At 62.7% G+C, this 24461-nt stretch carries 24 protein-coding genes; 13 read left to right on the top strand and 11 right to left on the bottom strand.

Annotated features, from left to right (window positions below):
* Nucleotides 1-199 precede the first annotated feature (199 nt).
* The 3 genes from ABLE86_RS01260 to ABLE86_RS01250 all read left to right on the top strand — a co-directional run bounded on the left by ABLE86_RS01260 (nucleotide 200) and on the right by ABLE86_RS01250 (nucleotide 2108).
* A complete protein-coding gene (locus tag ABLE86_RS01260) occupies nucleotides 200-574 on the top strand; it encodes an Hpt domain-containing protein (protein ID WP_348777099.1) in 375 nt (124 codons plus the stop codon).
* A gap of 108 nt (nucleotides 575-682) precedes the next feature.
* Nucleotides 683-1003 carry a 2Fe-2S iron-sulfur cluster-binding protein gene (locus ABLE86_RS01255; protein WP_348777098.1) on the top strand — a complete coding sequence of 107 codons (321 nt, stop codon included), beginning with the start codon at nucleotides 683-685 and terminating at the stop codon, nucleotides 1001-1003.
* A 79-nt stretch (nucleotides 1004-1082) separates the two neighbouring features.
* Nucleotides 1083-2108 (top strand): NAD(P)/FAD-dependent oxidoreductase, encoded by a 1026-nt coding sequence (locus tag ABLE86_RS01250; RefSeq protein ID WP_348777097.1) that lies wholly within the window; start codon nucleotides 1083-1085, stop codon nucleotides 2106-2108.
* A 50-nt stretch (nucleotides 2109-2158) separates the two neighbouring features.
* Here the strand turns inward: ABLE86_RS01250 and ABLE86_RS01245 are convergent, their stop codons facing one another.
* Nucleotides 2159-2776 (bottom strand): DUF922 domain-containing protein, encoded by a 618-nt coding sequence (locus tag ABLE86_RS01245; RefSeq protein ID WP_348777096.1) that lies wholly within the window; start codon nucleotides 2774-2776, stop codon nucleotides 2159-2161.
* 123 nt (nucleotides 2777-2899) lie between these two features.
* Here ABLE86_RS01245 and folP point away from each other — a divergent pair, with 123 nt between their 5' ends.
* Both folP and folK read left to right on the top strand, forming a co-directional pair.
* The gene (gene folP, locus ABLE86_RS01240) at nucleotides 2900-3745 is read left to right on the top strand and encodes a dihydropteroate synthase (RefSeq protein WP_348777095.1); all 846 of its coding nucleotides are present in this window, start codon (nucleotides 2900-2902) and stop codon (nucleotides 3743-3745) included.
* Nucleotides 3746-3791: 46 nt separating this feature from the next.
* Nucleotides 3792-4310 carry a 2-amino-4-hydroxy-6-hydroxymethyldihydropteridine diphosphokinase gene (gene folK, locus ABLE86_RS01235; protein ID WP_348777094.1) on the top strand — a complete coding sequence of 173 codons (519 nt, stop codon included), beginning with the start codon at nucleotides 3792-3794 and terminating at the stop codon, nucleotides 4308-4310.
* A 24-nt stretch (nucleotides 4311-4334) separates the two neighbouring features.
* Here folK and ABLE86_RS01230 read toward each other — a convergent pair whose 3' ends face one another.
* The 6 genes from ABLE86_RS01230 to ABLE86_RS01205 form a co-directional block, all read right to left on the bottom strand.
* Nucleotides 4335-4880 carry a DUF924 family protein gene (locus tag ABLE86_RS01230; RefSeq protein ID WP_348777712.1) on the bottom strand — a complete coding sequence of 182 codons (546 nt, stop codon included), beginning with the start codon at nucleotides 4878-4880 and terminating at the stop codon, nucleotides 4335-4337.
* Nucleotides 4880-6727, bottom strand: coding sequence for a monovalent cation:proton antiporter-2 (CPA2) family protein (locus ABLE86_RS01225; RefSeq protein WP_348777093.1), 1848 nt, complete (start codon nucleotides 6725-6727; stop codon nucleotides 4880-4882). The genes ABLE86_RS01230 and ABLE86_RS01225 overlap by 1 nt, the downstream gene beginning before the upstream one ends.
* A gap of 190 nt (nucleotides 6728-6917) precedes the next feature.
* On the bottom strand, nucleotides 6918-7472 hold the full coding sequence (locus ABLE86_RS01220) for a hypothetical protein (protein WP_348777092.1): 555 nt from the start codon (nucleotides 7470-7472) through the stop codon (nucleotides 6918-6920).
* Between the two features lie 72 nt (nucleotides 7473-7544).
* Nucleotides 7545-8660: a TIGR01620 family protein gene (locus ABLE86_RS01215; protein WP_348777091.1), complete on the bottom strand. Its 1116-nt coding sequence runs from the start codon at nucleotides 8658-8660 to the stop codon at nucleotides 7545-7547.
* A complete protein-coding gene (locus ABLE86_RS01210) occupies nucleotides 8657-10132 on the bottom strand; it encodes a YcjX family protein (protein WP_348777090.1) in 1476 nt (491 codons plus the stop codon). Before ABLE86_RS01210 ends, ABLE86_RS01215 begins: the two co-directional genes overlap by 4 nt.
* Before the next feature lie 101 nt (nucleotides 10133-10233).
* A complete protein-coding gene (locus ABLE86_RS01205) occupies nucleotides 10234-10737 on the bottom strand; it encodes a histidine phosphatase family protein (protein WP_348777089.1) in 504 nt (167 codons plus the stop codon).
* A 287-nt stretch (nucleotides 10738-11024) separates the two neighbouring features.
* On the opposite strand from ABLE86_RS01205, the gene dksA reads away from it, so the two are divergent.
* Nucleotides 11025-11441: an RNA polymerase-binding protein DksA gene (dksA, locus tag ABLE86_RS01200; protein ID WP_348777088.1), complete on the top strand. Its 417-nt coding sequence runs from the start codon at nucleotides 11025-11027 to the stop codon at nucleotides 11439-11441.
* A gap of 185 nt (nucleotides 11442-11626) precedes the next feature.
* On the opposite strand, the gene ABLE86_RS01195 is transcribed toward dksA, so the two are convergent.
* Nucleotides 11627-12520 (bottom strand): hypothetical protein, encoded by an 894-nt coding sequence (locus ABLE86_RS01195; protein WP_348777087.1) that lies wholly within the window; start codon nucleotides 12518-12520, stop codon nucleotides 11627-11629.
* Between the two features lie 228 nt (nucleotides 12521-12748).
* Between ABLE86_RS01195 and ABLE86_RS01190 the strand changes: the two genes are divergently transcribed.
* The 5 genes from ABLE86_RS01190 to hupB all read left to right on the top strand — a co-directional run bounded on the left by ABLE86_RS01190 (nucleotide 12749) and on the right by hupB (nucleotide 20812).
* Nucleotides 12749-15346 carry an ATP-binding protein gene (locus ABLE86_RS01190; protein ID WP_348777086.1) on the top strand — a complete coding sequence of 866 codons (2598 nt, stop codon included), beginning with the start codon at nucleotides 12749-12751 and terminating at the stop codon, nucleotides 15344-15346.
* 140 nt (nucleotides 15347-15486) lie between these two features.
* Nucleotides 15487-16128: an ATP-dependent Clp protease proteolytic subunit gene (locus ABLE86_RS01185; RefSeq protein ID WP_348777085.1), complete on the top strand. Its 642-nt coding sequence runs from the start codon at nucleotides 15487-15489 to the stop codon at nucleotides 16126-16128.
* Between the two features lie 280 nt (nucleotides 16129-16408).
* Nucleotides 16409-17680, top strand: a complete 1272-nt coding sequence (gene clpX / locus ABLE86_RS01180) for an ATP-dependent Clp protease ATP-binding subunit ClpX (protein WP_348777084.1) — start codon at nucleotides 16409-16411, stop codon at nucleotides 17678-17680.
* Between the two features lie 255 nt (nucleotides 17681-17935).
* The gene (gene lon, locus ABLE86_RS01175) at nucleotides 17936-20350 is read left to right on the top strand and encodes an endopeptidase La (protein ID WP_348777083.1); all 2415 of its coding nucleotides are present in this window, start codon (nucleotides 17936-17938) and stop codon (nucleotides 20348-20350) included.
* A gap of 189 nt (nucleotides 20351-20539) precedes the next feature.
* Nucleotides 20540-20812 (top strand): DNA-binding protein HupB, encoded by a 273-nt coding sequence (hupB, locus tag ABLE86_RS01170; RefSeq protein WP_348777711.1) that lies wholly within the window; start codon nucleotides 20540-20542, stop codon nucleotides 20810-20812.
* 99 nt (nucleotides 20813-20911) lie between these two features.
* Here hupB and ABLE86_RS01165 read toward each other — a convergent pair whose 3' ends face one another.
* The gene (locus ABLE86_RS01165; protein ID WP_348777082.1) at nucleotides 20912-21175 is read right to left on the bottom strand and encodes a glycine zipper domain-containing protein; all 264 of its coding nucleotides are present in this window, start codon (nucleotides 21173-21175) and stop codon (nucleotides 20912-20914) included.
* 126 nt (nucleotides 21176-21301) lie between these two features.
* Nucleotides 21302-21775, bottom strand: a complete 474-nt coding sequence (locus ABLE86_RS01160) for an NUDIX domain-containing protein (protein WP_348777081.1) — start codon at nucleotides 21773-21775, stop codon at nucleotides 21302-21304.
* Between the two features lie 137 nt (nucleotides 21776-21912).
* On the opposite strand from ABLE86_RS01160, the gene ABLE86_RS01155 reads away from it, so the two are divergent.
* Together ABLE86_RS01155 and ABLE86_RS01150 are read left to right on the top strand one after the other, a co-directional pair.
* Nucleotides 21913-22350: a universal stress protein gene (locus ABLE86_RS01155; protein ID WP_348777080.1), complete on the top strand. Its 438-nt coding sequence runs from the start codon at nucleotides 21913-21915 to the stop codon at nucleotides 22348-22350.
* 30 nt (nucleotides 22351-22380) lie between these two features.
* On the top strand, nucleotides 22381-23424 hold the full coding sequence (locus ABLE86_RS01150) for a hypothetical protein (protein ID WP_348777079.1): 1044 nt from the start codon (nucleotides 22381-22383) through the stop codon (nucleotides 23422-23424).
* Here ABLE86_RS01150 and prs read toward each other — a convergent pair.
* The gene (gene prs / locus ABLE86_RS01145; protein WP_348777078.1) at nucleotides 23369-24349 is read right to left on the bottom strand and encodes a ribose-phosphate diphosphokinase; all 981 of its coding nucleotides are present in this window, start codon (nucleotides 24347-24349) and stop codon (nucleotides 23369-23371) included. The two genes, ABLE86_RS01150 and prs, sit on opposite strands and share 56 nt — an antisense overlap.
* Nucleotides 24350-24461: the final 112 nt, after the last annotated feature.

Raw genomic sequence — 24461 nt, 5'->3', positions numbered from 1 at the left:
GGACTTTACGTATCGTACTGGCACAGTCCGGTAAAGGAAACTTGAATCCCCGCCGATGCGTAAAAGTTTAAATATACGGTTAACGATGCCGGGATTTTGGCGGATTTGCGGACGGTTCCGCCACTTTGGCCATTAACCCGTTATCCACATGATTGAGTGAGTCTGGCGCCGCGTCAGGCATAGTCCAAAGAAGGCAGAAATGACACCCCTGGAACCCAACGCCGTCGCCTTTTCCATGCCGGGGGGCGAGGGTAGCTGCTCGACGCCGGCGCGCCCTGTGGATCTCGTCCATCTCGGGCGGCAGACCATGGGCGACCGCGCGCTTGAGCAGGAAGTACTCGATATGTTCATGCACCACGCGCTGCAGGTGCGCGATCAGATCGCCGAGGCCACTGTAAACGAGCGCTTGAGCCTCGCGCATGGGCTGAAGGGTTCAGCGCGCGGTATCGGTGCGTTTGCCATAGCCGATTGGGCATCGGCGATCGAGAGGCAACCGCAGGACCAGCACCTGCTGCAGCGCCTCGCCGACCTCATAGACGAGGTGCGGGACTTTATCGCCACAATCAACCGCTAGCAATTTCGCGGCAGCCACTGATTGCGTCGTGGGGCGCCGCTTTTGCGCCGCAGTTGACTTGCGCGCCGGAGTGATTATCTCGGCTGCATACTCGTTTCAGGGGCTATAATGACCAAGCTTTCCTTCGTTGCCTTCGACGGCACCCGTTTCGATGTGGAGGCCGAGAACGGCTCGACCGTCATGGAGAACGCCATTCGCAATGCCGTGCCCGGCATCGAGGCGGAATGTGGCGGCGCATGTGCCTGCGCAACCTGTCATGTCTATGTCGACGAGGCGTGGACCGACGTGGTTGGCGAGCCGGAGCCGATGGAAGAGGATATGCTGGACTTTGCCTATGACGTGCGGCCCAATTCGCGGCTGTCCTGCCAGATCAAGGTCCGCGACGAACTGGACGGCCTCGTGGTGCAGGTTCCTGAAAGGCAAGGCTGACTGTCCGCCTCCCGGCGGGCAGGTTGCGGCGATGTTCCTGTGAAAGTGGGCCGCCGATCGGCAAGCGGGGGGAAGGCAGATGGACACCTTCAAGACTGATGTTCTGATCGTCGGGGCGGGGCCGGTAGCGCTTTTTGCGGTTTTCGAGCTCGGCCTCTTCGACATGAAGTGCCTGCTTGTCGACATCCTCGACCGGCCAGGCGGGCAGTGCACCGAGCTCTATCCGGAAAAGCCGATCTACGACATTCCGGCCTGGCCTTCGATCTCCGCGCAAGGTCTCGTCGACCAGTTGATGCAGCAGATCGAACCGTTCAAGCCGCAGTTCCTGTTCAACCGCATGGTCAGCGGGCTCGAGCGGCTTGAGCAGGGCGGCTTTCGGGCGACCACGGACGCCGGCGAGACGGTCGAGGCCAAGGTGGTGGTGATTGCTGCCGGCGCCGGCGCATTCCAGCCCAAGCGGCCGCCGATTCCGGGCATCGAGGACTACGAGGGAACGAGTGTCTTTTATTCAGTGCGCCGGATGGAAGAGTTTCGCGGGCAGGACCTCCTCGTCGTCGGCGGCGGCGACTCCGCGCTGGACTGGACGCTCAACCTGCAGCCCGTTGCCAAGAGTGTCACGCTGGTGCACCGCCGGCCGGAGTTCCGCGCCGCGCCCGACAGCGTCAACAAGATGCTTGCCATGCGGGACGAGGGGCTGATCGACTTCCAGGTCGGCCAGGTGACGAAGTTGAGCGGCGAGGGCGGCCAACTGAGCGCAGCGACCGTAAAGGGACCGGACGGCGAGATCGAGGTTCCCTGCACGCGCATGCTGCCCTTCTTCGGCCTCACCATGAAGCTCGGGCCGATCTCCGACTGGGGCCTCAACCTTCACGAGAACCAGATCCCTGTCGATACCGAGAAGTTCGAGACTTCGGTGCCCGGCGTCTTCGCCATCGGCGACATCAACTGGTATTCGGGCAAGCTGAGGCTCATCCTGTGCGGCTTTCACGAGGCGGCACTCATGGCGCAGGCCGCCAAGAAGATCGTCAGCCCTGCCGAACGCATCGTGTTCCAGTACACGACCTCTTCGTCCAGCCTCCACAGGAAGCTCGGAGTCCCAGACTAGCCCAGTGGCATGGGCTCCCGGCGAGGCCGCCTTGGACCCTTACATATGCGTCAGCCGGGCAGGCGGCCCAACTTGATTTGCTGAATGCGGTATTTCAGCAGCTTCGTAATTCGGCTCTCGAAATTTTTCCCTTCGATCTTGTCGAAGTCAGCCTGCGCCTTGTCATGACGGGCGAGCACGCGGGCCGTGGTGGCCTTCGCCTTCTCGGACACGGTTTGGCAGTCCTTTTGCCGCCCTATCGCCTGCAACTTCTGCTCCAGTTCACGGGCATAGTTCTTGGCAATCACCAGATGGCTCTCCTCGTGCCGCTTGATGTCGGAAGCCAATGTGTCCCAGATCAGCTTGACATCTGGGTCCGGCTTCCGCGGCTTCCGCCATTTGGGAAGCATCACCTTTGCGGTGACGGTGGTCCTGGCATCCAGGACCTGGCAGGAATTCTTCCCCTGAGCCGTGATAAGCTTCGTCGTGAATTGCATCTGCGTGGCACCGGGATGGCGGGCATCCGATCCGGGGACGCGCGGCCCTTGCCGCGACAATTCGTCGACGATGTCGTCCAGGGTTTTTCCGCCGACAGAAAAATAATTGTAGGTCTTGGAAACGGAGGCGGAAGCCGCTGGCGTGGCCATGCAGGCGAGCGCCACGGCGGTCAGCAGGGTGGGTTTCATCATATTGCCTCTTAAATTGCCTTGCATTACGGGCATATGCCACGCAATGGAAATCGTGGCTTCCGCGTTCCATCTGAAGGAGCCGAATTTTTGTGACCCCGCTTCATCGGTAAACAACAGACTGCTATGACCATACGATGGCAATTGGCTCACGGGCGCTTTCTCGACATCGGCACTAGCGCGCTGGTGATGGGCATCTTGAACATCACCCCGGACAGTTTTTCCGATGGCGGACAGTTCGTGGACCTCGAGCGCGCCGTCGAACAGGCTCGCCGTATGATGTCCGAGGGCGCGGCCATCATCGACGTGGGTGGCGAATCCACTCGGCCGGGTGCCACGCCGGTTTCACCCGAGGAAGAGCAGGCGCGTATCCTCCCGGTCATCAGCGCTCTGGCGAAATCCAGCGATGTGCTGATTTCCGTCGATACCTATCGCGAGGAAACCGCCCGGCTTGCCGTTGCCGCAGGCGCGCACATCGTCAACGACGTCTGGGGGCTCCAGCGCGAGCCCGGCATTGCCCAGCTCGCAGCCGAGACAGGGGCGGGGCTCGTCGTCATGCACACCGGCCGCGATCGCGAAAAGAACCCGGACGTGATCGTCGACCAGTTCGAGTTCCTGAAAGAATCGCTGCGCATCGCAGGCGAGGCTGGGGTGGCCAGGGAGCAGATCGTGCTCGATCCCGGCTTCGGCTTCGCCAAGGACGCCGAAGAGAACCTGCAACTGATGGCCCGGTTCGGCGAGCTTCACGCGCTCGGCTTTCCCTTCCTCGTCGGCACTTCGCGCAAGCGTTTCGTGGGCCATGTCTCGGGAAAGGTTTCCGAAGCGCGGGATGCGGCAACGGCGGCAACCAGCGTCGTTCTGCGGCTCAAGGGCGCATCGCTGTTTCGCGTGCACAATGTCGCAATCAATGCGGATGCGCTGGTCGTGGCCGATGCTATCCTTGCACGCGAAACGCCGAAGTCAGGCTCCTGATCGTCTGATCCGTTCAATTCCGTTCTTCGATCAGTCGAGGTAAGGCTTGTCCAGTCACAGCAAAGAGCGCGTCTATCTCAGCCTCGGGGGCAACCTCGGCGATCCCGCCGCCACTATGGCGGCGGCACTTCGGCTGTTGGACGCGGACCCGCAGACCGAAGTCGTGGCGGTCTCCTCGCTCTATCGCACGCCACCGTGGGGCAAGCTTGACCAGCCGGATTTCCTCAATGTGGCGGCCGAGATCGCCACAAGCCGCTCGCCGCGCGAGCTGCTGGAGCTTTGCCTCGAGGCCGAGCACAAGCTGAAGCGCGTGCGCCAGGAAAGATGGGGGCCGAGGCTGGTCGACATAGACATCCTGGCCTTCGGAGATCGCACGATAGATGAAGCGGGCCTTGAGCTGCCGCATCCGCGCATGTTCGAGCGCGCATTCGTGCTCGTGCCTTTGCTGGAAATCGCGCCCACGTTTTCCGCGGGCGGCGTAGGCGCTGCCGACTGCCTGCCGCGCGTCGATCTTGCCGGCATCGAGAAGCTGCCGTCCGGCCAGGATTGGTGGCGCGACGCCTGACCGGCGTTCGCGCCCACGAAGGCGTCAGCCAGCAAAGCCGCCCGAATCCAGGAAAGCCTGTTCTTCCGGCGTGGTTTCGCGGCCGAGCATTGGATTGCGATGAGGGAAGCGCCCGAAGCGCTGGATGATGTCCCGGTGCTCGAGGGCGTATTTCATGTAGGACTCGTCGAGAAGCAGGGTGAGTTCTACCGAACGATACTGGTCTGCGATGTTTTCGGAGTGCTCGAAGGGCAGATACATGAACACCCGCAACTCCGGGTCCACCTGCTCGTCATGGCCCGCCTCGACTGCCTTCGTCGCGTAATAGCGGGCGAGAGGATCGGTGGCATACATATGCGCCGTGCCGCGGAAGCAGTTGCGGGGAAACTGATCGAGCAGGATGAGCAGGGCCAGCGAGCCGTCGGCGTGCTCGGCCCAGTGGTCGAGTTCGCGCCGGGCCGCCGCAAAATGCAGTTCGCGGAACTGGCCGTGAAACTCGGAATCGAAGACGTCGTCTTTGGAGAACCAGCGCTCGGGCCCTGCCTTGCGCCAGAAATGGATAACCTCCGCGGGGCTGCTATTGGCCTTCATCATGCATCAGGTCCTTCTTTGGTTTCTGTAGATTTTCCGAGAACGCTTGCCGTTTCCTGGTCCATGGCGCGACCCGGGCGGCGCGGCGGCGTCAGCGGGGCGGGCACCGGCAGGTTGCCCTTCATGAAGATGCGCCCAGCCTGCAGGCCGCCGACGAGTTGAGCGTCGAGCCGCGCGGCGTCGCGCTCGCGTACGTCCTGGACGATTTCGGCGGCTTCGTCCCTGTCGACGCCCAACTGTTCCAGCGTGGCCTGGCCGAATGCGAGAGCCGATTCGAAGGTTTCGCGGATCTGGTAGTCGACGCCTATCTGGATGAGGTCCATGGCGAAGCCACGGTCGAAGGCACGCGCCAGAACCGGCACGAGAGGGAATTCCGCCCGCATGTACTCGGCGATCTTCACCGCCGTGTCGCCCTTGTCGACGCAGATCAGCACGGCGCGGGCACGCCCAGCGCCGGCCGTGTGCAATATGTCCAGCCGCGTGCCATCGCCATAGTAGACCTTGAAGCCGAAGGTCGCGGCCGCCTGGATCATGTCGACATCGTTGTCGATGATCGTGACATCCACGCCCCGCAGCAGGAGCGGCTGGCTGACGATCTGGCCGAAGCGGCCGAAACCGATGATCAGGACGCTGCCATTGAGGTCCTCGGCAACATCGATCCCGTCCAGGCTCTGTTCGACCGCCGGCATCAGCCTGTGCAGGAGCAGGATCGCGAGCGGTGTCAGCAGCATGGAGATGATGACGATTGCCGTCAGGATGGCGTTTGCCTCGCCGTCGATGATGCCAACGGCCATGGCCGAGGAATAGAGCACAAAGGCAAACTCGCCGCCCTGGGCCATGGTGACCGCCCGTTCCAGCGCCATGCGGTTGCCGGTGCGGAGAAGACGGGCAACGATATAGATGCCCAGCGCCTTAACCAGCATGTAGGCGAGCACATAAAAGGCGATCATGCGCCAGTTTTCGGCCACCACCCGCAAGTCCAGCGACATGCCGACGGCAAGGAAGAAAAGACCGAGCAGCACGCCGCGAAATGGTTCGATGTCGGCTTCGAGCTGGTGGCGGAAGGTGGATTCGGAAAGTAGTACACCGGCCAGAAACGCGCCCATGGCCATTGACAGTCCGCTGAGCTGCATTGCCAGCGCAGAGCCGAGCACGACCAGAAGCGCTGCGGCGGTCATGACCTCGCGGGCATGCGAGTCGGCCAATATGCGAAAGAGCGGGTTGAGCAGGTAGCGCCCGGCGATGATCAGGCCCGCTATCGAGGCCACGCCCACGCTCACATTCGCCAGCCGATCCGCCCAGCCGGCATCGGGATGATAGGCGGGGGCGAGGAAGGCAACGAGTGCCAGTAGCGGCACGATCATCAGGTCTTCGAGCAGCAGAATGGAGACGATGCGCTGGCCGCCTTCGGAAGAGATTTCGCCGCGCTCCTCCAGAATCTGCATCACGATGGCGGTGGAAGTAAGCACGAAGCCGGCCCCCGCCACGAAGGCCTGGGAGGCGGGAAATCCGGTCAACAGGCCGACGCCGGTAAGCAGGGCCGCGCAGACGCCGACCTGAAGCAGCCCAAGCCCGAAGATCTGCCGCCGCATGCTCCAGAGGCGCGACGGCTGCATTTCCAGGCCGATGATGAAGAGAAACATCACCACGCCGAGTTCGGCCACCTTGAGTATGGCAGCGGGGTCATAGAAGATTCCGAGCCCGAACGGTCCGATCACAACGCCTGCAGCGAGATAACCGAGGATCGAGCCGAGCCCCATGCGCCTGAAGATCGGCACTGCCACCACGCCCGCGGCAAGCAGCGCCACAGCCTGGGTCAGATCGCTGCTGGAAGCCTCTACGGCCATACGTGGCTGCCCTGGTTCGTGCGCCGGACCACTGCGACGGGTTGGGTCGAGCAAGCAAGATAGGTGCTTGCGACGTGTGCGGAAAGCCCGCTCGACCAACAGCAGGCAGATAAGCACGCCGCTTCAAACGCGCTGATCAAACAAAAAACCGGGCGCGAGGCCCGGTCTTTTGTAATTGCCATGTGAAGCCCTACTTGCGGGCTATGGAGCCCACGGCCCCATTGTCCACGCGCTTCAGGCTCATGCCGATCACCGGAACAAGCTCCTCGTCCACGCGCACGGAAACCGTGACGTTCATTGTGTTGTCGTCGGGAATGCGCGCCTGCATCACGCCCTTGAGCTGGTTCCGATTGAGCGCGAACACCACCTTGCGAGAGTCGACCACATTGCCGGAAATGATGTCGAGGCCCTTGCCGGCAGCGCCATCCAGGAAGCTGCCCTTGTAACCCTTGCTGCCGCTGTGCTGCACGGTTGCGGACATCTTCTGGCTGAACACGCCGACCCGGCAGTCGCCGTCGAGCGTCATGCCCACGGTGCCGGAGGGCGTGGAGCCGGTGAAGCTGCAGCTGAATTTGGTGCCCTTGTACTTGCCGGCGACGATCTCGCCAGGGCCGACCCATTCGCCTTCCACGCTTTCGAAGAACTTCTTGTCCCTGTCGGCGCCGCGCAGAGTTTCGGCCTTGCTCGCGCCGGCGGTGGCTATGGCCATGACAGGCAGCAGGGTGAACAGGAATGCGCGTTTCATCAGGGGACCCGAACTACAAAGAAGCGTTTTTACGACGTCTCGGAACCATGAACAAGATTGGTTAATGCTTCGTCACTCCGCCTTTCGGTCGCCGGCAGGCCGTTCTCGTTCTTTTCTGCCTTCCTTCGTGGCGAATGAGGTCAGCGCCGAGAGAAAATCGCCCATTCCAGGCCGGCTTGCGGCGGTGAACGGCAGGGGGCGGGCGGTTTCCATGGCGGCGATGCCGATCCGTGCCGTCATCATGCCATTGACGACACCTTCTCCCAGCTTGGCCGAGAGGCGCGCGGCCAGCCCGTGTCCCACGATCTGCTGCACGAAACTGTCGCCCACCGCAATCGATCCGGTCACCGCCAGGTGAGCCAGGACGCTGTTGGCCAGCCGGAAGAAGCCGAGCGTGCCGGGACGGCCGCCATAGAGTTCGGCCAGGCGGCGGATCAGGCGGCTGGCTTCGAAAACGACATAGGCAATATCGACCAGCGCGCGCGGGCTGACCGCTGTAGCGAGCGAAACCCGCTTGGCCGCGTCCAGGATCAGGGTCTTGGCGCGCGCATCGAGCGGGGTCAGGATTTCGGTTTCGGCCAGCCTTATCAGGTCGCCGCCGTCAATTATGTCGTCGCGCAGTTCGGCAAGCATGCGACGGCCGGCCGCCGTTTCAGGCTTGGCTGCGACGAGGCCTGCCAGTTCGTCCACGACCACGCGCGCGGCGTGGGGATCGTTTCGGGCGATGGCGTCGGCCGCGCGGCGGCGCAGCTTCATCACGGAGGCGAGACGGATGAGCGCCAGGGCCTCGCGCAACAGGATCGCCACGAGCGCCACGGCAGCAATCGCCGCCACGCCGGCGGCAAGCCAGCCCAGCCATTCGGCACGCTCGAACAGGTCTCTGACGAGCCGATCGGTCCACAGGCCGATGGCGAGCGACGCCAGTACGCCGAGCGCCCCGAGGAAGACCGCGCCAAGCCTGGAGTGGCGTGGCGGGGCCGGCGCGGGCGGCGGCTCGCTGGTAACCAGGTCGGTCTCGTCGAATATGTCGACCTCGGCCGGGGTGACGATCGCAACCTCGGCCTTCACCGAGCGAGGCTTGCGTGGGTTGTTGCCCTCATGCGGCCGCTTCGCCGTGGCGGGAGCTTCGTCCTTGGCCGGTTCCGGTTGCTCGACGCGAAAGGCGGCCGGCTTGCGCGGAAAAGTCATGCCAGGTGATCTCCGATAAGGAACTGAAGTGCGCGGTCGAGCCGGATGTGCGGCAGAGACAGCGTGACGCCTTCCGCCGTCCGCTCTAGCCTTGGCGGACGAAAACGCACGAAGCGGATGGATGGATCCGCCTCGTCCTGGCGATGGTTGCCATTGGCGACTTCAAATACAGATTCCGCTTTTACCGGTAAGTCACCGGGAAATATGGCCGTTTCGGTTTCGCCGTCGAAGGTTTCTCCGCCGATCGTCTCGCCCTTGAGCGGCGTGCCGATGATGACGGGAAGAACCTCGCGGCCCTGTTTCACCGTGCCTTCACGAGTGGCGCGCACGGCCGCCATGGCCAGAACATCGACCTCGGCGCCCGAGAGATTGGCGCGCTGAGCGGCTCGTTCGGTCAGCCGCCGCACGATTGCCTGCAGCCGGCTGTGGCTTTCGTGATGAAGCTGGTCGGCCTTGGTGGCGGCTACGAGGATACGGTCGATGCGCCGCGAAAACAGGTCGGTAAGAAGGCTGCCGCTGCCGGGCCGGAAGCAGGCGAGGATTTCGGTCACGGCGCGCTCGAGATCGGCCATGGCGCCAGGCCCGGAATTAAGCGCCTGCATGGCGTCGATCAGCACGATCTGTCGGTCGAGCTTGGCGATGTGCTCGCGAAAGAACGGCTTGACCACATGTGTCTTGTAGGCCTCGTAGCGGCGTTCCATCATGGCGTGGAGCGAGCCGGGGCGAGGGCGGCTTTCGCCAAGTCCGGGCAGCGGCGCAAAGGTCAATGCCGGCGATCCCTCCAGGTCCCCGGGCATGAGGAAGCGTCCCGGGGGCAGCGTGGACAGCGCCCGCTCATCGAGCTTGCAGGCCTTGAGATAGGCGGCAAAACTCTCGAACAGGTTGCGGGCAGTCATCTCGTCGGCGTCGGCATCCGGGTCTGCCGCCTGCGAAAGATCGCGCCATTCCTGGGAGAGATCGGCGCGCACCGGCAGAACGGCCATCTCAAGCGCCTCGCGCGAAAACTGGTGGTACGATTTGCCTAGGAGAGGCAGATCGAGCAGCCATTCGCCGGGATAGTCGACAATGTCGACACAAAGCCTGCCGCGCGAGAACATTCTGCTCCAGCCCGATGCGGACTCGTATTCGATGGTCAGCCGCAGTTCCGAGATGGCGCGGGTCGACTCCGGCCAGGTCCTGGCATTTACCAGCGCGTCGATATGGTCTTCGTACTGAAAGCGCGGGACGGCGTCATCCGGCTGTTCTTCGAGAAAGGCCCTGGCAATGCGTCCCGACTTCTGCGCCTCGAAAAGCGGCAGCCTTCCGCCATGGATCAGATTATGGACGAAGGCAGAGATGAAGACGGTCTTGCCCGCGCGGGAGAGGCCGGTGACGCCTACACGCAGCGAAGGCGAGAAAAGGTCGGTCGCCCGGCTCGTTAGCGTATCCAGCGCAATCCGCGCCTCGTCGGTGAAAGTGGTCAGAGACGCCAAAGGCTGCACCCCGCTCCGTGGACGCCCCCGATATAGGCAATGAGCCCGCGATTTGAAATGGCTGCTCGCAGAGCGAGGCGTTTGCGCGAAGGCCTTCGCCTTCATGCGTCGGGCGGAGTAAGCACAGCCTCGAGAAACCCCTTGCCTGGCGCCGCCTCGGACAGGCTGCCATCGAACCGGATCACGGCCAGGCCGGAAGTGGGGAAGCCTGCATGCAGGGTTGCGCGTGCGTCATCGTCTCCGTCTTCGGCCAGCGCGAGGGCAAGGTCTTCCATCATCGGGTTGTGGCCGATCACGAGCAGCGATCCGACACTGCCAACCTTTCGGATGATGGTGAGGTAGCCGGCAGCATCCTCGCTGTACAGGTCGTCGAAAAACATCACCCGCCCTGTATCGGCGTTACCGGCAATGCCCTCCAGCGTCTGGCGGGCGCGCACGGCATTTGAGCAGACGGTGAGGTCGGGAATGTAGCCGCCGTCGCGCATGGCGATGCCGGTCGTCTCCGCGTCAGCCGCGCCCGTGGCGTCCAGGGGGCGATCGAAGTCGCGCATGCCCGGAGACGCCCAGGCGGCCTTGGCATGTCTGAGAAGAAAAAGCCTGCTCACGTCGCCCCCTCCGCCATTTTCGGCAATCGCTTCTAACCGCCGGACATCGACGAGGATTTAGTCATCGCAGCATTCTTGTGCAACAAATCGCAAGACATGGAGAGTGTCTTTCCACTTCTGCAAGCGGCTTTACAATGCAAGCGCACCCCGCCATCGCGCCCCGAAGACCGGACACTTGGAACTGCCACTGACATTAGCGTGAGTGTAATGCTGATTGCGCTTGTGTGGTCAACGAACGGTGAATATATAGGCGCAAAAAAACGGGTAATGGTAATGGGGTGAATCGAATGAACGATCTCGTTGATGCCGCTTACGTTCCCTCGGAAGACGAACCGTTCATGAATGAACGGCAGAAGGCATACTTCCGCCAGAAGCTCACAGCCTGGAAAGCCGACATTCTCCGCGAAGCACGCGAAACGCTCGAAATTCTCCAGCAGGAAAACGCCAACCATCCCGACCTGGCCGACCGGGCGTCCTCCGAAACCGACCGTGCCATCGAGCTTAGGGCGCGTGACAGACAGCGCAAGCTGATTTCCAAAATCGACTCCGCCCTTCACCGCATCGATGAAGGCACATATGGCTTCTGCGAGGAAACCGGCGAGCCGATTTCGCTGAAGCGCCTGGACGCGCGGCCGATAGCGACGCTGTCGATCGAGGCTCAGGAGCGCCATGAGCGCCGTGAGAAGGTCTACCGGGATGACTGAGCCTGTCGCTCGTCACAAGCGGCTAACGAATTAAGGCGGCTTCGGCCGCCTTTTTCACGCTCGCTGCTCAGGCTGGCGCCGGCAAGCCTATCGGAGCGGGTATGTGGCATTTTCGTTAAGGCGCAGGCGGCAGGCACCTGCCGCGCTGCACTGTCAAAACGATGAGGTGAGCAGGCCCACGCGTCTCAACGCTTCTGGTTCTGGTTCGAAAGCTCGCCCAGCAGCCTGGCCATCTCGTCGTCCAGCGAAACCTCCGGGGCGGCGTGGCCGCGCTTTTCCTCCTCCTGGAACGAAACTTCGAGTTCCTTCAGGAGAGACTCGTCGATGCCGTCATGCTCCGGAGAGGGCAACTGGGGCTCTGGCGCGGGTGAGTGAACCTGGGGCGCCGGTGCCGAAGGCGCCGGCTCCTGCCGGGCAACCGGCGGCACAGGAGGCGTGCTCAGCGGAATTCTCGGCTCCGGTCGCGGCATTGGCGCAGGCGCAGGTCTCGCCATCGGCTGTGGAGCAGCAGGCGGCACCGGCTGCGGAGGGAAGGGCGAGACTGGCTGCGGCGCGGCGGCCATTGGCTGTGGTGCGGCAGCCATCGGCTGCGGCGCAGTGTAGGGGGCGCTCGGCGCCGTGCCGGGCTGCCCCGGTGCCATGCCCGGCTGCGGCATCGGCCTTGCCACCGGCTCAGCGGCCCGAGGTGCCGGCGCGGGGCGAGGAGCAGGCTGCTGCTCCAGCGGACGCGGCCGCGCGGGTTGATCAGGATTGTTTTCGCCCGCAAGCGAGGGGCGCCGTTGCTGGTTCAGCCTGATGTCGCGCTCGACCAACAGGTCGGTGGGGCCGCCGATCAGAAGCAGATGTTCCACATCGTCGCGGCGCACCAAAACGAGCCGCCTGTTGCTATCGACGGCCGTCGCGTCCATGACAGCCAGCCTGGTCTTGCGGTTGCGTCCGCCGGCGACGAAAGTGCCGGAGGTCAAGCTCCTGACCAGCTTGATGATGACAAGGACGATCACAAGCAGAATGAGAGCGGCAAACGTCCAAAGGAGCGCGGAAGTGTATCCTGCGCCAGCTATGTTATCCAACCAATCCATTCTTTATACCCCCGCTCGGTTCTATCGCCGGGCGCGACACTAGACCGCCTGACGTGATATCCGCAAGTTGCACTTCTTGTTCATCGGCGCTGAAAAGTGCCCCGAAAGGCAAAGCCAGGTTTTTCGCGGGGCATTTTCAAGCTAGGCCTATGCGCGTTTGACAGAATGTGATTCAACCGCTTCCGTGCACTTACAACGCAGAGCCGGGCAAAATTAGGCAAGAGACGCATGGCCAAGGAAACGCGTGGCGATTTTTATCCGGTTCCGATCGTCGACCAGAATACGCGTCCTGGCGCGATAACGCGACTTGTCATCTTTATTGTGGTGCTTACCGCCGCCGCAATCGTGTTTGGCATCTTCCGCGAAAGGCTCGGCGATCCGTTCCTGCTCGGCATGCTGGGCGTGCTGGCGATGATCGGCGTTGGCTATCTTTTCGCCACCGCAATCGGTTTCGTGCAGATCGCGCCACGCTCCACCACGGACGAATTGTCCAAGGCCTTTGTGGATTCGATGTCCCAGGGGCTGGTCGTCACCGATACAAAGGGCCGTGTGGTCTATGCCAACCGCGCCTATGCCGAGATGACCGGTGCGTCGACGGATGCCGATGTGAAGACCGTCGAGGCGTTGCTGTCCGATATTCCCGAGGCGGCGCCCACCGTATATCGCGTCGCATCGGGGCTTCGCGACGGCCAGGCGGGCGATGGTGAATTTCGCCTGTCGCAGTCGGTGCGTCCAGGCGCCGAGCCTGGTGCGCGCTGGTACAGCGTCCGTGGCCGCGCCTTCAACGTGCCGGGGCAGAGGCAGCCGTTGCTGGCGTGGCAATTGGCGGACATATCGCGGGAGCGGGCTGAACAGGAGCGCTTCTTCCTGGATCTGCAGAAGGCCATCGATCATCTCGACCACGCGCCAGCCGGTTTCTTCTCTGCCGACCAGGATGGGCGTGTCACCTATATCAACGCGACGCTCGCCGAGTGGCTCGGGGTGGATCTGGCGAGCTTTACGCCGGGCGCGATAACCCTGCGGGACATCGTCGCCGGCGACGGCATGGCGCTGGTGCGCTCGGTCAAGGCCGATCCGGGCTCCACGCGCAACGCCGTCATCGATCTCGACCTGGCGACCGCGACCGGCGAAGCTTTGCCGGTGCGCTTCATGCATCGTGTTTCCGCAAGCCGTGAGGGCGTGAGCGGTCCGAGCCGCACGATCGTCCTCAACCGTACCCAGGGCGAGGATGCCTCGGCCGAGTTGCGGGCGTCTGAAGTGCGCTTCACCCGCTTCTTCAACTCGACGCCGATGGCGATTGCGGGCGTCGACAAGGACGGGCGGATCTTGCGCACCAATGCGCCGTTCCTTTCGCTGTTCTCTTCCGTCGTGGACCGGGATGCCGTCGATCGCCGCGTCAGGCTGGATACGGTCGTGCACGAGCGCGACCGGCCGGCACTTGCCGCGGCCCTCGAAAGGGCGCGGCAGCGCCAGGCCGACATCGCGCCTATCGAGACGGTATTGCCGAACAATGAGGACCGCCACCTCCGCTTTTATGTGAACGCGATCGCCGATGGCGCCGGAGAAGAGGGCGCGGAGGAAGCGGCGATCGTCTATGCCGTCGAGACTACCGAGCAGAAGGCGCTCGAGAGCCAGATGGCGCAGAGCCAGAAGATGCAGGCCGTGGGGCAGCTGGCAGGCGGCATCGCGCACGATTTCAACAACGTGCTGACGGCCATCATCATGTCGTCGGACCTGTTGCTGACCAACCACCGGCCGTCAGACCCGTCGTTCCCCGACATCATGAATATCAAGCAGAACGCCAACCGCGCCGCCTCGCTGGTGCGCCAGTTGCTGGCCTTCTCGCGCAAGCAGACGCTGCGGCCCGAGGTGCTCAACCTTACCGACGTGCTGGCCGACCTGCGCATGCTGCTGGCTCGCCTGGTGGGTAACGCCGTCAGCCTCAAGGTCGATCACGGCCGCGATCTGTGGCCGGTGAGGGCTGACGTCGGCCAGTTCGAGCAGGTGATCGTCAATCTCACCGTCAATGCGCGCGACGCCATGCCCGAGGGTGGCGAGCTGACGATCCGCACCAAGAACATGGACGCCGACGACTGCAAGTCCTTCGGCTATCGCGAACTCGTGCCGGCCGACTACGTGGTGGTCGAGGTCGAGGACAGCGGCACCGGCATCCCGCCGGAAGTGGTGAAGAAGATCTTCGAGCCCTTCTTCACCACGAAGGAAGTGGGCAAGGGCACGGGCCTCGGCCTGTCGATGGTCTATGGCATAGTCAAGCAGACCGGCGGCTTCATCTATTGCGATTCCGAGGTGGGCAAGGGAACGGTCTTCCGCATCTTCCTGCCGCGTCATGTTGCAGAGGTTCGGGCTCTGCCGGAGGGCACGCAGGCTGCGGCCGTCGAGGCAGGCGCCGCTACGGCTCCCGCTGCCAAGGTCGCCGATGCCGCGCGCGACCTCTCCGGCTCCGCGACGGTCCTGCTGGTCGAGGACGAGGACGCCGTGCGCATGGGAGGCATGCGTGCGCTGACCTCGCGTGGCTACACGGTCCACGAAGCCACATCGGGCGTCGAGGCGCTCGAGGTCTACCGCGAGCTGGAAGGCAAGATCGATATCGTCGTCTCTGACGTGGTCATGCCCGAAATGGACGGCCCGACGCTGCTTGGCGAACTGCGCAAGCTGCAGCCGGACATCAAGTTCATATTCGTGTCGGGCTACGCGGAAGATGCGTTCGCGCGCAACCTGCCTGCCGATGCGCAGTTCGGTTTCCTGCCAAAACCCTTCTCGCTTAAGCAGTTGGCGACGGTCGTGAAGGAAATGCTCGAGAAATAGAGCTGCCGGTGTCCCTGGCGGCCCGAGCCCTTCAGCTCGGCCTTGCACAACGGGGACGCGGCATCCTATTTATCGGAGAACATTCAATCGCTGATTCCGCCGGCTGGCGCCGGGATCCCATCCTCGTAAAGGGACGTTTCATGAAGAACCCCGTGGAAACCGCAATGAACCTCGTTCCGATGGTGGTCGAGCAGACCAATCGGGGCGAGCGCGCCTACGACATCTTCTCGCGGCTTCTGAAGGAGCGCATCATCTTCATCACCGGCCCGGTCGAGGACGGCATGGCGACGCTGGTCTGCGCCCAGCTTCTCTTCCTGGAGGCCGAGAACCCCAAGAAGGAAATCTCGCTCTACATCAATTCGCCCGGCGGTGTGGTGACTTCCGGCATGGCGATCTACGACACCATGCAGTTCATCAAGCCGGCAGTTTCCACGCTGTGCATCGGCCAGGCGGCTTCGATGGGCTCGCTGCTGCTGTGCGCCGGCCATAAGGACATGCGCTTTGCGACGCCCAACGCCCGCATCATGGTGCACCAGCCTTCGGGCGGCTTCCAGGGCCAGGCTTCCGACATTGAGCGCCACGCCCAGGACATCATCAAGCTGAAGCGCCGCCTGAACGAGGTCTATGTGAAGCATACCGGCAAGGACTATGACACGATCGAGCGCACGCTCGACCGCGACCATTTCATGTCCGCCGATGAGGCGCAGGCCTTCGGGTTGATCGACAAGGTGATAACCAGCCGCGAGGCAATCGAGGCGCCGGAGGCTGTCCCGTCGAAGTGATGGCATACCGCAAAAGCCTAGTATGACGCAGTTTTGACTCGGCTTGCGGCATTTCCGTCACAATTTACTGTTTCCTCGACGGGGGCTCCGGCCTACGTTAAAGCTATATTGAGTTTCGGCGGCTTAGTTTCGGGCTTGGCGCCGTGAGGAATCGCACCGCTTTCCCTCCGTGTGGCAGAGGGGTGGCGGGGCGGGCGTAGGTGTCAGGCGGGATCCGCTGCGAAATGCGTATAGTTCAGCCAGCATACCGGCCGGGCAGCACTGAAAGGACTTGGATAAGATGAGCAAGGTCAGCAACGGCGGCGATTCCAAGAATACGCTCTATTGCTCGTTCTGCGGCAAGAGCCAGCACGAGGTGCGCAAGCTGATCGCCGGCCCGACGGTGTTCATCTGCGACGAGTGCGTCGAGCTTTGCATGGACATCATCCGCGAGGAAAACAAAACCTCGATGGTGAAGTCCCGCGAAGGCGTGCCGACGCCGCAGGAAATCCTCAAGGTGCTGGACGACTATGTGATCGGCCAGCCCTACGCGAAGCGCGTGCTTTCGGTGGCTGTCCACAATCACTACAAGCGCCTGGCGCATGCCTCCAAGAGCAACGACGTCGAACTGGCGAAGTCGAACATTTTGCTGATCGGCCCCACCGGCTGCGGCAAGACGCTTCTGGCGCAGACGCTCGCCCGCATCATCGACGTGCCCTTCACCATGGCCGACGCAACGACGCTGACGGAAGCGGGCTATGTCGGCGAAGATGTCGAGAACATCATCCTCAAGCTGCTGCAGGCGGCCGACTACAATGTCGAGCGCGCCCAGCGCGGCATCGTCTACATCGACGAGATCGACAAGATTTCGCGCAAGTCCGACAATCCGTCGATAACCCGCGACGTTTCGGGCGAGGGCGTGCAGCAGGCGCTGCTGAAGATCATGGAAGGCACAGTCGCCTCCGTGCCGCCTCAGGGCGGCAGGAAGCACCCGCAGCAGGAATTCCTGCAGGTGGATACGGCCAACATCCTGTTCATCTGCGGCGGTGCCTTCGCAGGCCTCGACAAGATCATCTCCGACCGCGGCCGCAAGACCTCGATCGGCTTTGGCGCCACGGTGGCTTCGCCGGAGGATCGCCGCACGGGCGAACTGTTCCGCCAGGTGGAGCCGGAAGATCTGCTGAAGTTCGGCCTGATCCCCGAATTCGTCGGCCGTCTGCCGGTCCTGGCGACGCTGGAGGATCTCGACGAGCCGGCGCTGATCCAGATCCTGTCCGAGCCGAAGAACGCCCTGGTCAAGCAGTACCAGCGCCTGTTCGAAATGGAGAATGTCGAGCTGACCTTCCACGAGAACGCGCTTTCCGCGATCGCTAGGCGCGCGATCGAGCGCAAGACCGGCGCTCGCGGCCTGCGTTCCATCATGGAGGCTATCCTCCTCGACACGATGTTCGAGCTTCCGGCGCTGGAAGGCGTGCAGGAGGTGGTCATCTCCGAGGAAGTGGTGACCGGCAGCGCCCGGCCGCTCTACATCTATTCGGAGCAGAAGGAAAAGAAGGGCAATGTCAGCGCGTAATCGCGCCGTCTGCCGCGACACAGCAACGGCGCCGCAAGGCGCCGTTTCCTGTTCCAGCGAGATGGTCGATGAACGAGCACGGTTTTGTGCTTTGCCCTTGATCTTTGTTAGCCGCACATCCAACTAACACCGTGAAGGCCGTGGGCATTCCGTGCTACAGCCATTGTGCAAACAGTGGTAGGCGGAACGGTTCACGGCCGTTAATATGAGATTTGCGGTTGGCCAAGTTGCGACCGCGAAATGAAAGGTTAGACAATGGCCAATGTAACCAGGTCTTCCGGCGACGGTGCATATGCGGTTCTGCCGCTGCGCGATATTGTCGTGTTTCCGCACATGATCGTGCCGCTCTTCGTCGGGCGGGAAAAGTCGATCAAGGCGCTGGAAGAGGTAATGGGCGCGGAGAAGCAGATTTTGCTCGCGACCCAGATGAATGCAGCCGACGACGATCCCGAGCCGGGCGCTATCTACGAGGTGGGCACGCTCGCCAATGTCCTGCAGCTGCTCAAGCTTCCCGATGGCACCGTCAAGGTGCTGGTCGAGGGTGCCGCGCGTGCGCAGATCACCGGCTTCACCGATCGCACCGACTTCCACGAGGCCGAGGCCACCGTTCTCGCCGAACCTGAGGAAGACGAGATCGAGATCGAGGCTCTGTCGCGCTCGGTCGTCTCCGACTTCGAGAACTACGTCAAGCTGAACAAGAAGATCTCGCCGGAAGTGGTCGGCGCGGCCAGCCAGATCGACGACTATTCCAAGCTCGCCGATACGGTGGCGTCGCATCTGGCGATCAAGATTCCCGAGAAGCAGGAAATGCTCGCTACGCTCTCCGTGCGTGAGCGGCTGGAAAAGGCCATGGGCTTCATGGAAGCCGAGATTTCCGTCCTGCAGGTGGAAAAGCGCATCCGCTCGCGCGTCAAGCGCCAGATGGAGAAGACGCAGCGCGAGTACTACCTCAACGAGCAGATGAAGGCGATCCAGAAGGAGCTCGGCGAGGGCGAGGACGGCCGCGACGAGGCCGCCGAGCTCGAGGCGCGCATCAAGAAGACCAAGCTTTCCAAGGAGGCCCGCGAAAAGGCGGATGCCGAGCTGAAGAAGCTGCGTTCGATGTCGCCGATGTCGGCCGAATCCACGGTCGTGCGCAACTACCTCGATTGGCTGCTTTCGATCCCGTGGGGCAAGAGCTCCAAGGTCAAGCATGACCTGAAGCTGGCGCAGGAGGTGCTGGATCACGACCACTACGGCCTCGACAAGGTCAAGGACCGTATCGTCGAGTACCTGGCCGTCCAGAGCCGACAGAAGAAGATGAAGGGCCCGATCCTGTGCCTCGTTGGCCCTCCCGGCGTCGGCAAGACCTCGCTCGGCAAGTCGATCGCCAAGGCGACTGGACGCGAGTTCGTGCGCATGGCGCTGGGTGGCGTGCGCGACGAGGCCGAGATCCGCGGTCACCGGCGCACCTATATCGGCTCGATGCCTGGCAAGGTCATCCAGTCGATGAAGAAGGCCCAGAAGTCCAACCCGCTCTTCCTGCTCGACGAGATCGACAAGATGGGCCAGGACTTCCGGGGCGATCCCTCGTCGGCGCTGTTGGAGGTGCTGGATCCCGAGCAGAACTCGTCCTTCATGGATCACTACCTGGAGGTCGAATACGACCTGTCGAACGTCATGTTCGTGACGACGGCCAACACGCTGAACATCCCTGCGCCCTTGATGGACCGCATGGAGATCATCCGTATCGCCGGCTACACGGAGGACGAGAAGGTCGAGATTGCCAAGCGGCATCTGCTGCCCAAGGTGGTTCGCGATCACGCGCTGCAGCCGAAGGAGTTTTCGGTGAGCGAGGATGCCATCCGCGCGGTCATTCAGACCTACACGCGGGAAGCCGGCGTGCGCAGCCTGGAGCGCGAGCTCATGAAGCTTGGCCGCAAGGCGGTGACCGAGATCATCAAGACCAAGAAGAAGTCCGTGAAGATCACGTCCGACAATCTGGCGGACTATCTCGGCGTCCCGCGCTTCCGCTTCGGCCAGGTCGAGGCTGACGACCAGGTTGGCGTCGTGACCGGTCTTGCCTGGACGGAAGTGGGTGGCGAACTGCTGACCATCGAAGGTGTCATGATGCCCGGCAAGGGCAAGATGACCGTCACCGGCAACCTGCGCGACGTGATGAAGGAATCGATCTCGGCTGCGGCGTCCTATGTCCGCAGCAGGGCCATCGACTTCGGCATCGAGCCGCCGCTGTTCGACAAGCGTGACATCCACGTCCACGTTCCGGAGGGCGCCACGCCTAAGGACGGCCCGTCGGCCGGCACGGCCATGGCCACCGCCATCGTGTCGGTTCTGACCGGCATTCCGGTACGGGCCGATGTGGCGATGACCGGCGAGATCACGCTGCGGGGCAGGGTGCTGCCCATCGGCGGCCTGAAGGAGAAGCTGCTCGCGGCGCTTCGCGGCGGCATCAAGAAGGTGCTGATCCCGGAAGAAAACGCCAAGGACCTGGCTGAAATTCCGGACAACGTGAAGAGCGGAATGGAAATCGTTCCGGTCAGCCGCGTCGGCGAAGTGTTGCGCCATGCGCTGGTGCGCATGCCCGAACCGATCGAATGGGTGGAGCCGGTAGAGGCTGCTCCGGCGAAGGCCGAAGCGACCGACGAAACCGGAAAGACCCTCGCCCATTGAGGTGTCCTAGCGGCAATTGTGCCAAACAGGTGAGAAGCCGGGCCCCAGGGCCCGGCTTTTTCGTTGAAAAACCGCAGAAAACCAAGGAATCCCGGACTTTCCGGCTTGGTTGAAGCAGCGGTTCTTTCTAAAGTCCCTTCCTCGCCGGCTGAGTCTTTCGTCTCCGGTTTTCTCATGGAAGGAAATTTTATGAACAAGAACGAATTGGTTTCTGCTGTCGCCGAAGCTGCGAATCTCTCGAAGAGCGATGCGCAGTCCGCTGTCGAGGCGGTCTTTTCCGTCATTACCGGCGAGCTGAAGAAGGGTGGCGACGTTCGTCTCGTCGGCTTCGGAAATTTCGCCGTGTCAAAGCGCGCCGCTTCCACGGGCCGCAACCCGCAGACTGGCGCCGAAGTGCAGATTCCGGCGCGCAACGTGCCGAAGTTCACGGCTGGCAAGGGCCTCAAGGACGCCGTTAACTGAACCATTGTTCCACAGCACAATGGCGAAAAGCCGGGCTCTGAGTGGCCCGGCTTTTCTTTTGTCGCGGCTTTCGGCCGATTGTTTTCTGACAGTTTCCAATTACCAATAACCGCGCGGGCAGCGCGCAATGTAGCGAGCTCCGCGATAATCGCGATAAACACAACGGCCCCGCTCCGAGGCGCGGCCGATCAAAGCCCCGGCGGTTGCGCCAATGGCACCGCCAACGACTGCGCCCTCGACGTCTCCGGAAACCGCACCGCCGATCGCCGCGCCGGTGGCGCCACCGATGACGGCGCCGCGCTCCGTCTGGGTGCAACCGGCAAGCGCCGCCGCAGCAGCCAAAGCTATAAGAGTATTTCGCATTTTGCGCTCCCTCTGACGTGACTAATGGACCCTCAACAGCCAGACACGGGAAATTGTTCCGCCCGTTACCGTAAGTGATTGTTACACTTGTCGCTTTGAGTTGATCGAAAAGCGGGGCGTGATCCGTCAGCGACGATAATGCGCGGCAAGCAACCCTTCGAGCCGTTCGAGAAACGGCAGTTGCCCTTTCAGGATCTTTTCGCGGGCTTGCGGTATGGAGAACCAGGCTGCGCGGTCCACTTCCGGGAACGATCGGATATGACCGCTGCGCGGCGGCCACTCGAGTTGAAACTGGTTGCTTACGACGGCGCTTGGATCGATCTCGCCCCTTAGCGCGAAGGCAGTGACGAGCTTTCCGCCGGGCTGGCGATGCTCGCCGAGTAGATGCAGGTCGCCCGCCGGTTCTATGCCCGTTTCCTCGTGGAACTCGCGCCTGGCGGCCACATCGAGCGCTTCGCCGTCTAGCGGCTCCCCCTTTGGCATGGTCCAGGCACCAAGATCCTTGCGCTGCCAGAACGGACCGCCTGGATGGACCAGGAAGACCTCTATCGCTTCCGGCCTGCCTCGGAACATCATGATGCCGGCGCTCACTTTCGGCATTCTGCTTTCCGCCGAGTGTTTTCACATGTCGCTGTTGTGCCGCCGCTGCTCATATAGCCGGCAACGGGACTTTTGATCCTGGTCAACGCACATTGATGCTGCTTCCGCTAGACAAATCGTGGAGGAGTGACGAGCCGATGTACAATCATATTCTCATTCCAACCGATGGTTCGCCGCTCTCTACAGTTGCGGTTGAAAAAGGCCTCGCCTTTGCCCGCGATGCCGGCGCCAAGGTCACAGTGTTGACGGTGGTGATGCCGTTTCACGTCATTTCGGGGCGCAGCGATCAGCTGTCCAGCACCCCCGCCGAGTACGAGCAGCAGTCGCAGGAAGCGGCTTCGGCCTATCTCTCGGAGGCGGAAATGAAAGCCAGATCGCTCGGGGTGCCTTGCGAGGCGGTTCTGGCGCGCCACGACCAGCCCTACAGGGCCATCATCGACACGGCGAAGGACAAGGGCTGCGACCTTATCGCGATGGCTTCCCACGGTCGTCGTGGGGTTTCCGCGATCGTGCTGGGCAGCGAAACCGTAAAGGTCCTGACGCACTCCACCATCCCGGTCCTGGTCTATAGGTGATGCATGCCTGATGGATGACGGGGCTGCTGAATGACGGGGCTGGCCGAAAAGTTGCGGTTTCTGAGCGACCCGGCATCCTATGCAGGCACGACGACGCATGTGGAGACCCACGAGACCCACATGTCATGGGTGTTTCTGACGGACAGGCGCGTCTACAAGCTCAAGAAGCCCGTGAAATACCCGTTCCTCGATTTCAGCAGCCTGAGGCGGCGGTATTTCTATTGCAGGGAGGAATTGCGGCTCAACCGCCGATTGGCGGAAGCAACCTACATCTCGGTGGTTCCACTCAGGCGAGACACGAGCGGCCACCTGTCGCTCGGCGGGCAAGGCATAATCGTCGATTGGCTCGTGGAGATGCACCGGCTTCCTGCCGCGGAGATGCTGGACGTCCGCATTCGCGACGGCCGCGTCACCGAGCAGGAAATCCAGCGGGTGGGCGAGCTCCTTGTCGGCTTCTATTCGCGCTGCCCGCCGGAGATCGCGATGGGCGAGGCCTATCTGCATCATTTGGTCCGCGAACATGCAATCAACCGCTCCATCCTGGAGCGGCCGGAATTCGGACTGACTGCCGCATCCGCCCCTGCGCTGGAAAAGGTCGAGCACGCGCTGGACAGCCTCCGGCCGCGCATCGAAGAGCGGATCGCCAGCGGATGGATCGTGGAAGGACACGGTGACCTCCGCCCCGAGCACATTTGCCTGGCGGACCCGCCGCAGATTATCGACTGCCTCGAGTTCAACCGCGCCATGCGCATCATCGATCCCTATGACGAGGTGAACTATCTGGGGCTCGAATGCGACATGCTCGGCGCTGGGTGGATACGGCCCATGCTGGGCGGCATGCTGAGCAAGCATCTGGGGCATGCCCCGGACCCGCCGCTGCTGGCGCTCTATGGAGGGTTCCGCGCCCTTCTCAGGGCTCGCCTGTGCCTTGTCCATCTGCTTGAGAGCCACATGCGCCGCCCCGAGACCTGGCGCCCCCTGGCGATCCGTTACCTCGCAGAGGCTGACAGGGCGTGCGTCAATCTTCCATTCCCAGAAGGTCGCCGATCGACCCACGCGTATGGAGACGCCTGACGGCCTCCCCGATCAGGGGACCGCAGGGCAGAACATCCAGCTTCGCTGCAGGATGGCGCGCAACCGCCTGTTCCGCCGCGGGCAGACTGTCGGTTACGACGATGCGATCCAGGAGCGGACTGGCAAACAACTGTTCCACCCCCTTGCCGAACACGCCATGTGCGGCCAGGGCGTACACTTCCTTGGCGCCGCGCTCGCGGCACGCGGCTGCGGCGCGCAATATTGTGCCGCCGGTGTTGATCATGTCATCGACTATGAACACCGCGGCGCCGTCCACGTCTCCGGCAAACAGATCGCCGGAGACGATGCCACGGCTCCGCCGCTTTTCCATGAAGCCAAACCCGGCCTCTGCGCCGGTGTCGGCCTCAAAGGCCTGCTTGAGAAGCTGCGCCCGTTTCACGCCGCCTCCGTCGGGGGAGAAGATCGTAACCGGCAGGTCGGCGGCGAGCGTGTGGACGACCGGGCAAAACAGTTTTCGGGTGTCGAGGTGAACGGTTTCGCACCGGAACGCATTCTGGAACGCCGCGAAATTGTGCACGTCGACGACGATCACGCGGCCGGTCCCCATGGCTTCGAACAATTGCGCGACATAGCGCGTCGTGACGGGGTCGCGGGCCTTGGTCTGCCGGTCCTTGCGCGCATAGGCCATGTAGGGCGTGATGGCGGTGACCCGTTCCGCTCCGTTTTCGCGGCAAGTGGCGATGAAGAACAGAAGCTTGCACAGCTTGTCGTTGGCAGACGAGCCGGCGCTCCCTGCAAGACTGTGCAGCACGTAGACGTCCTCGCCGCGGACGCTCACCAGCGGGCGCGCCTTGTGCTCGCCGTCCTCGAAGTCGCGCTCTTCATGCGGGTCCAGTTCGGTCCACAGGGCATGAGCCACTGCGGCGCCCAAATCTTCCGAACCTTTCAGCGCAAACAATCTCATGGGCTTCTACTATCATATCGCGTGCAAATAGATTTGACGCGCGTCAAAGGCGCAATGTCGGGCCCCCATGCCTGATGATGGAACGGCATGCGGAATTTTTCGTTTCAGCAGG

It is taken from the genome of Mesorhizobium sp. KR2-14, from assembly GCF_040049255.1.
In the GTDB taxonomy this organism is placed as follows: domain Bacteria; phylum Pseudomonadota; class Alphaproteobacteria; order Rhizobiales; family Rhizobiaceae; genus Pseudaminobacter.
Note: the sequence above shows the minus strand (reverse complement) of the source record. Positions and strands in the feature narration are given on the sequence as shown.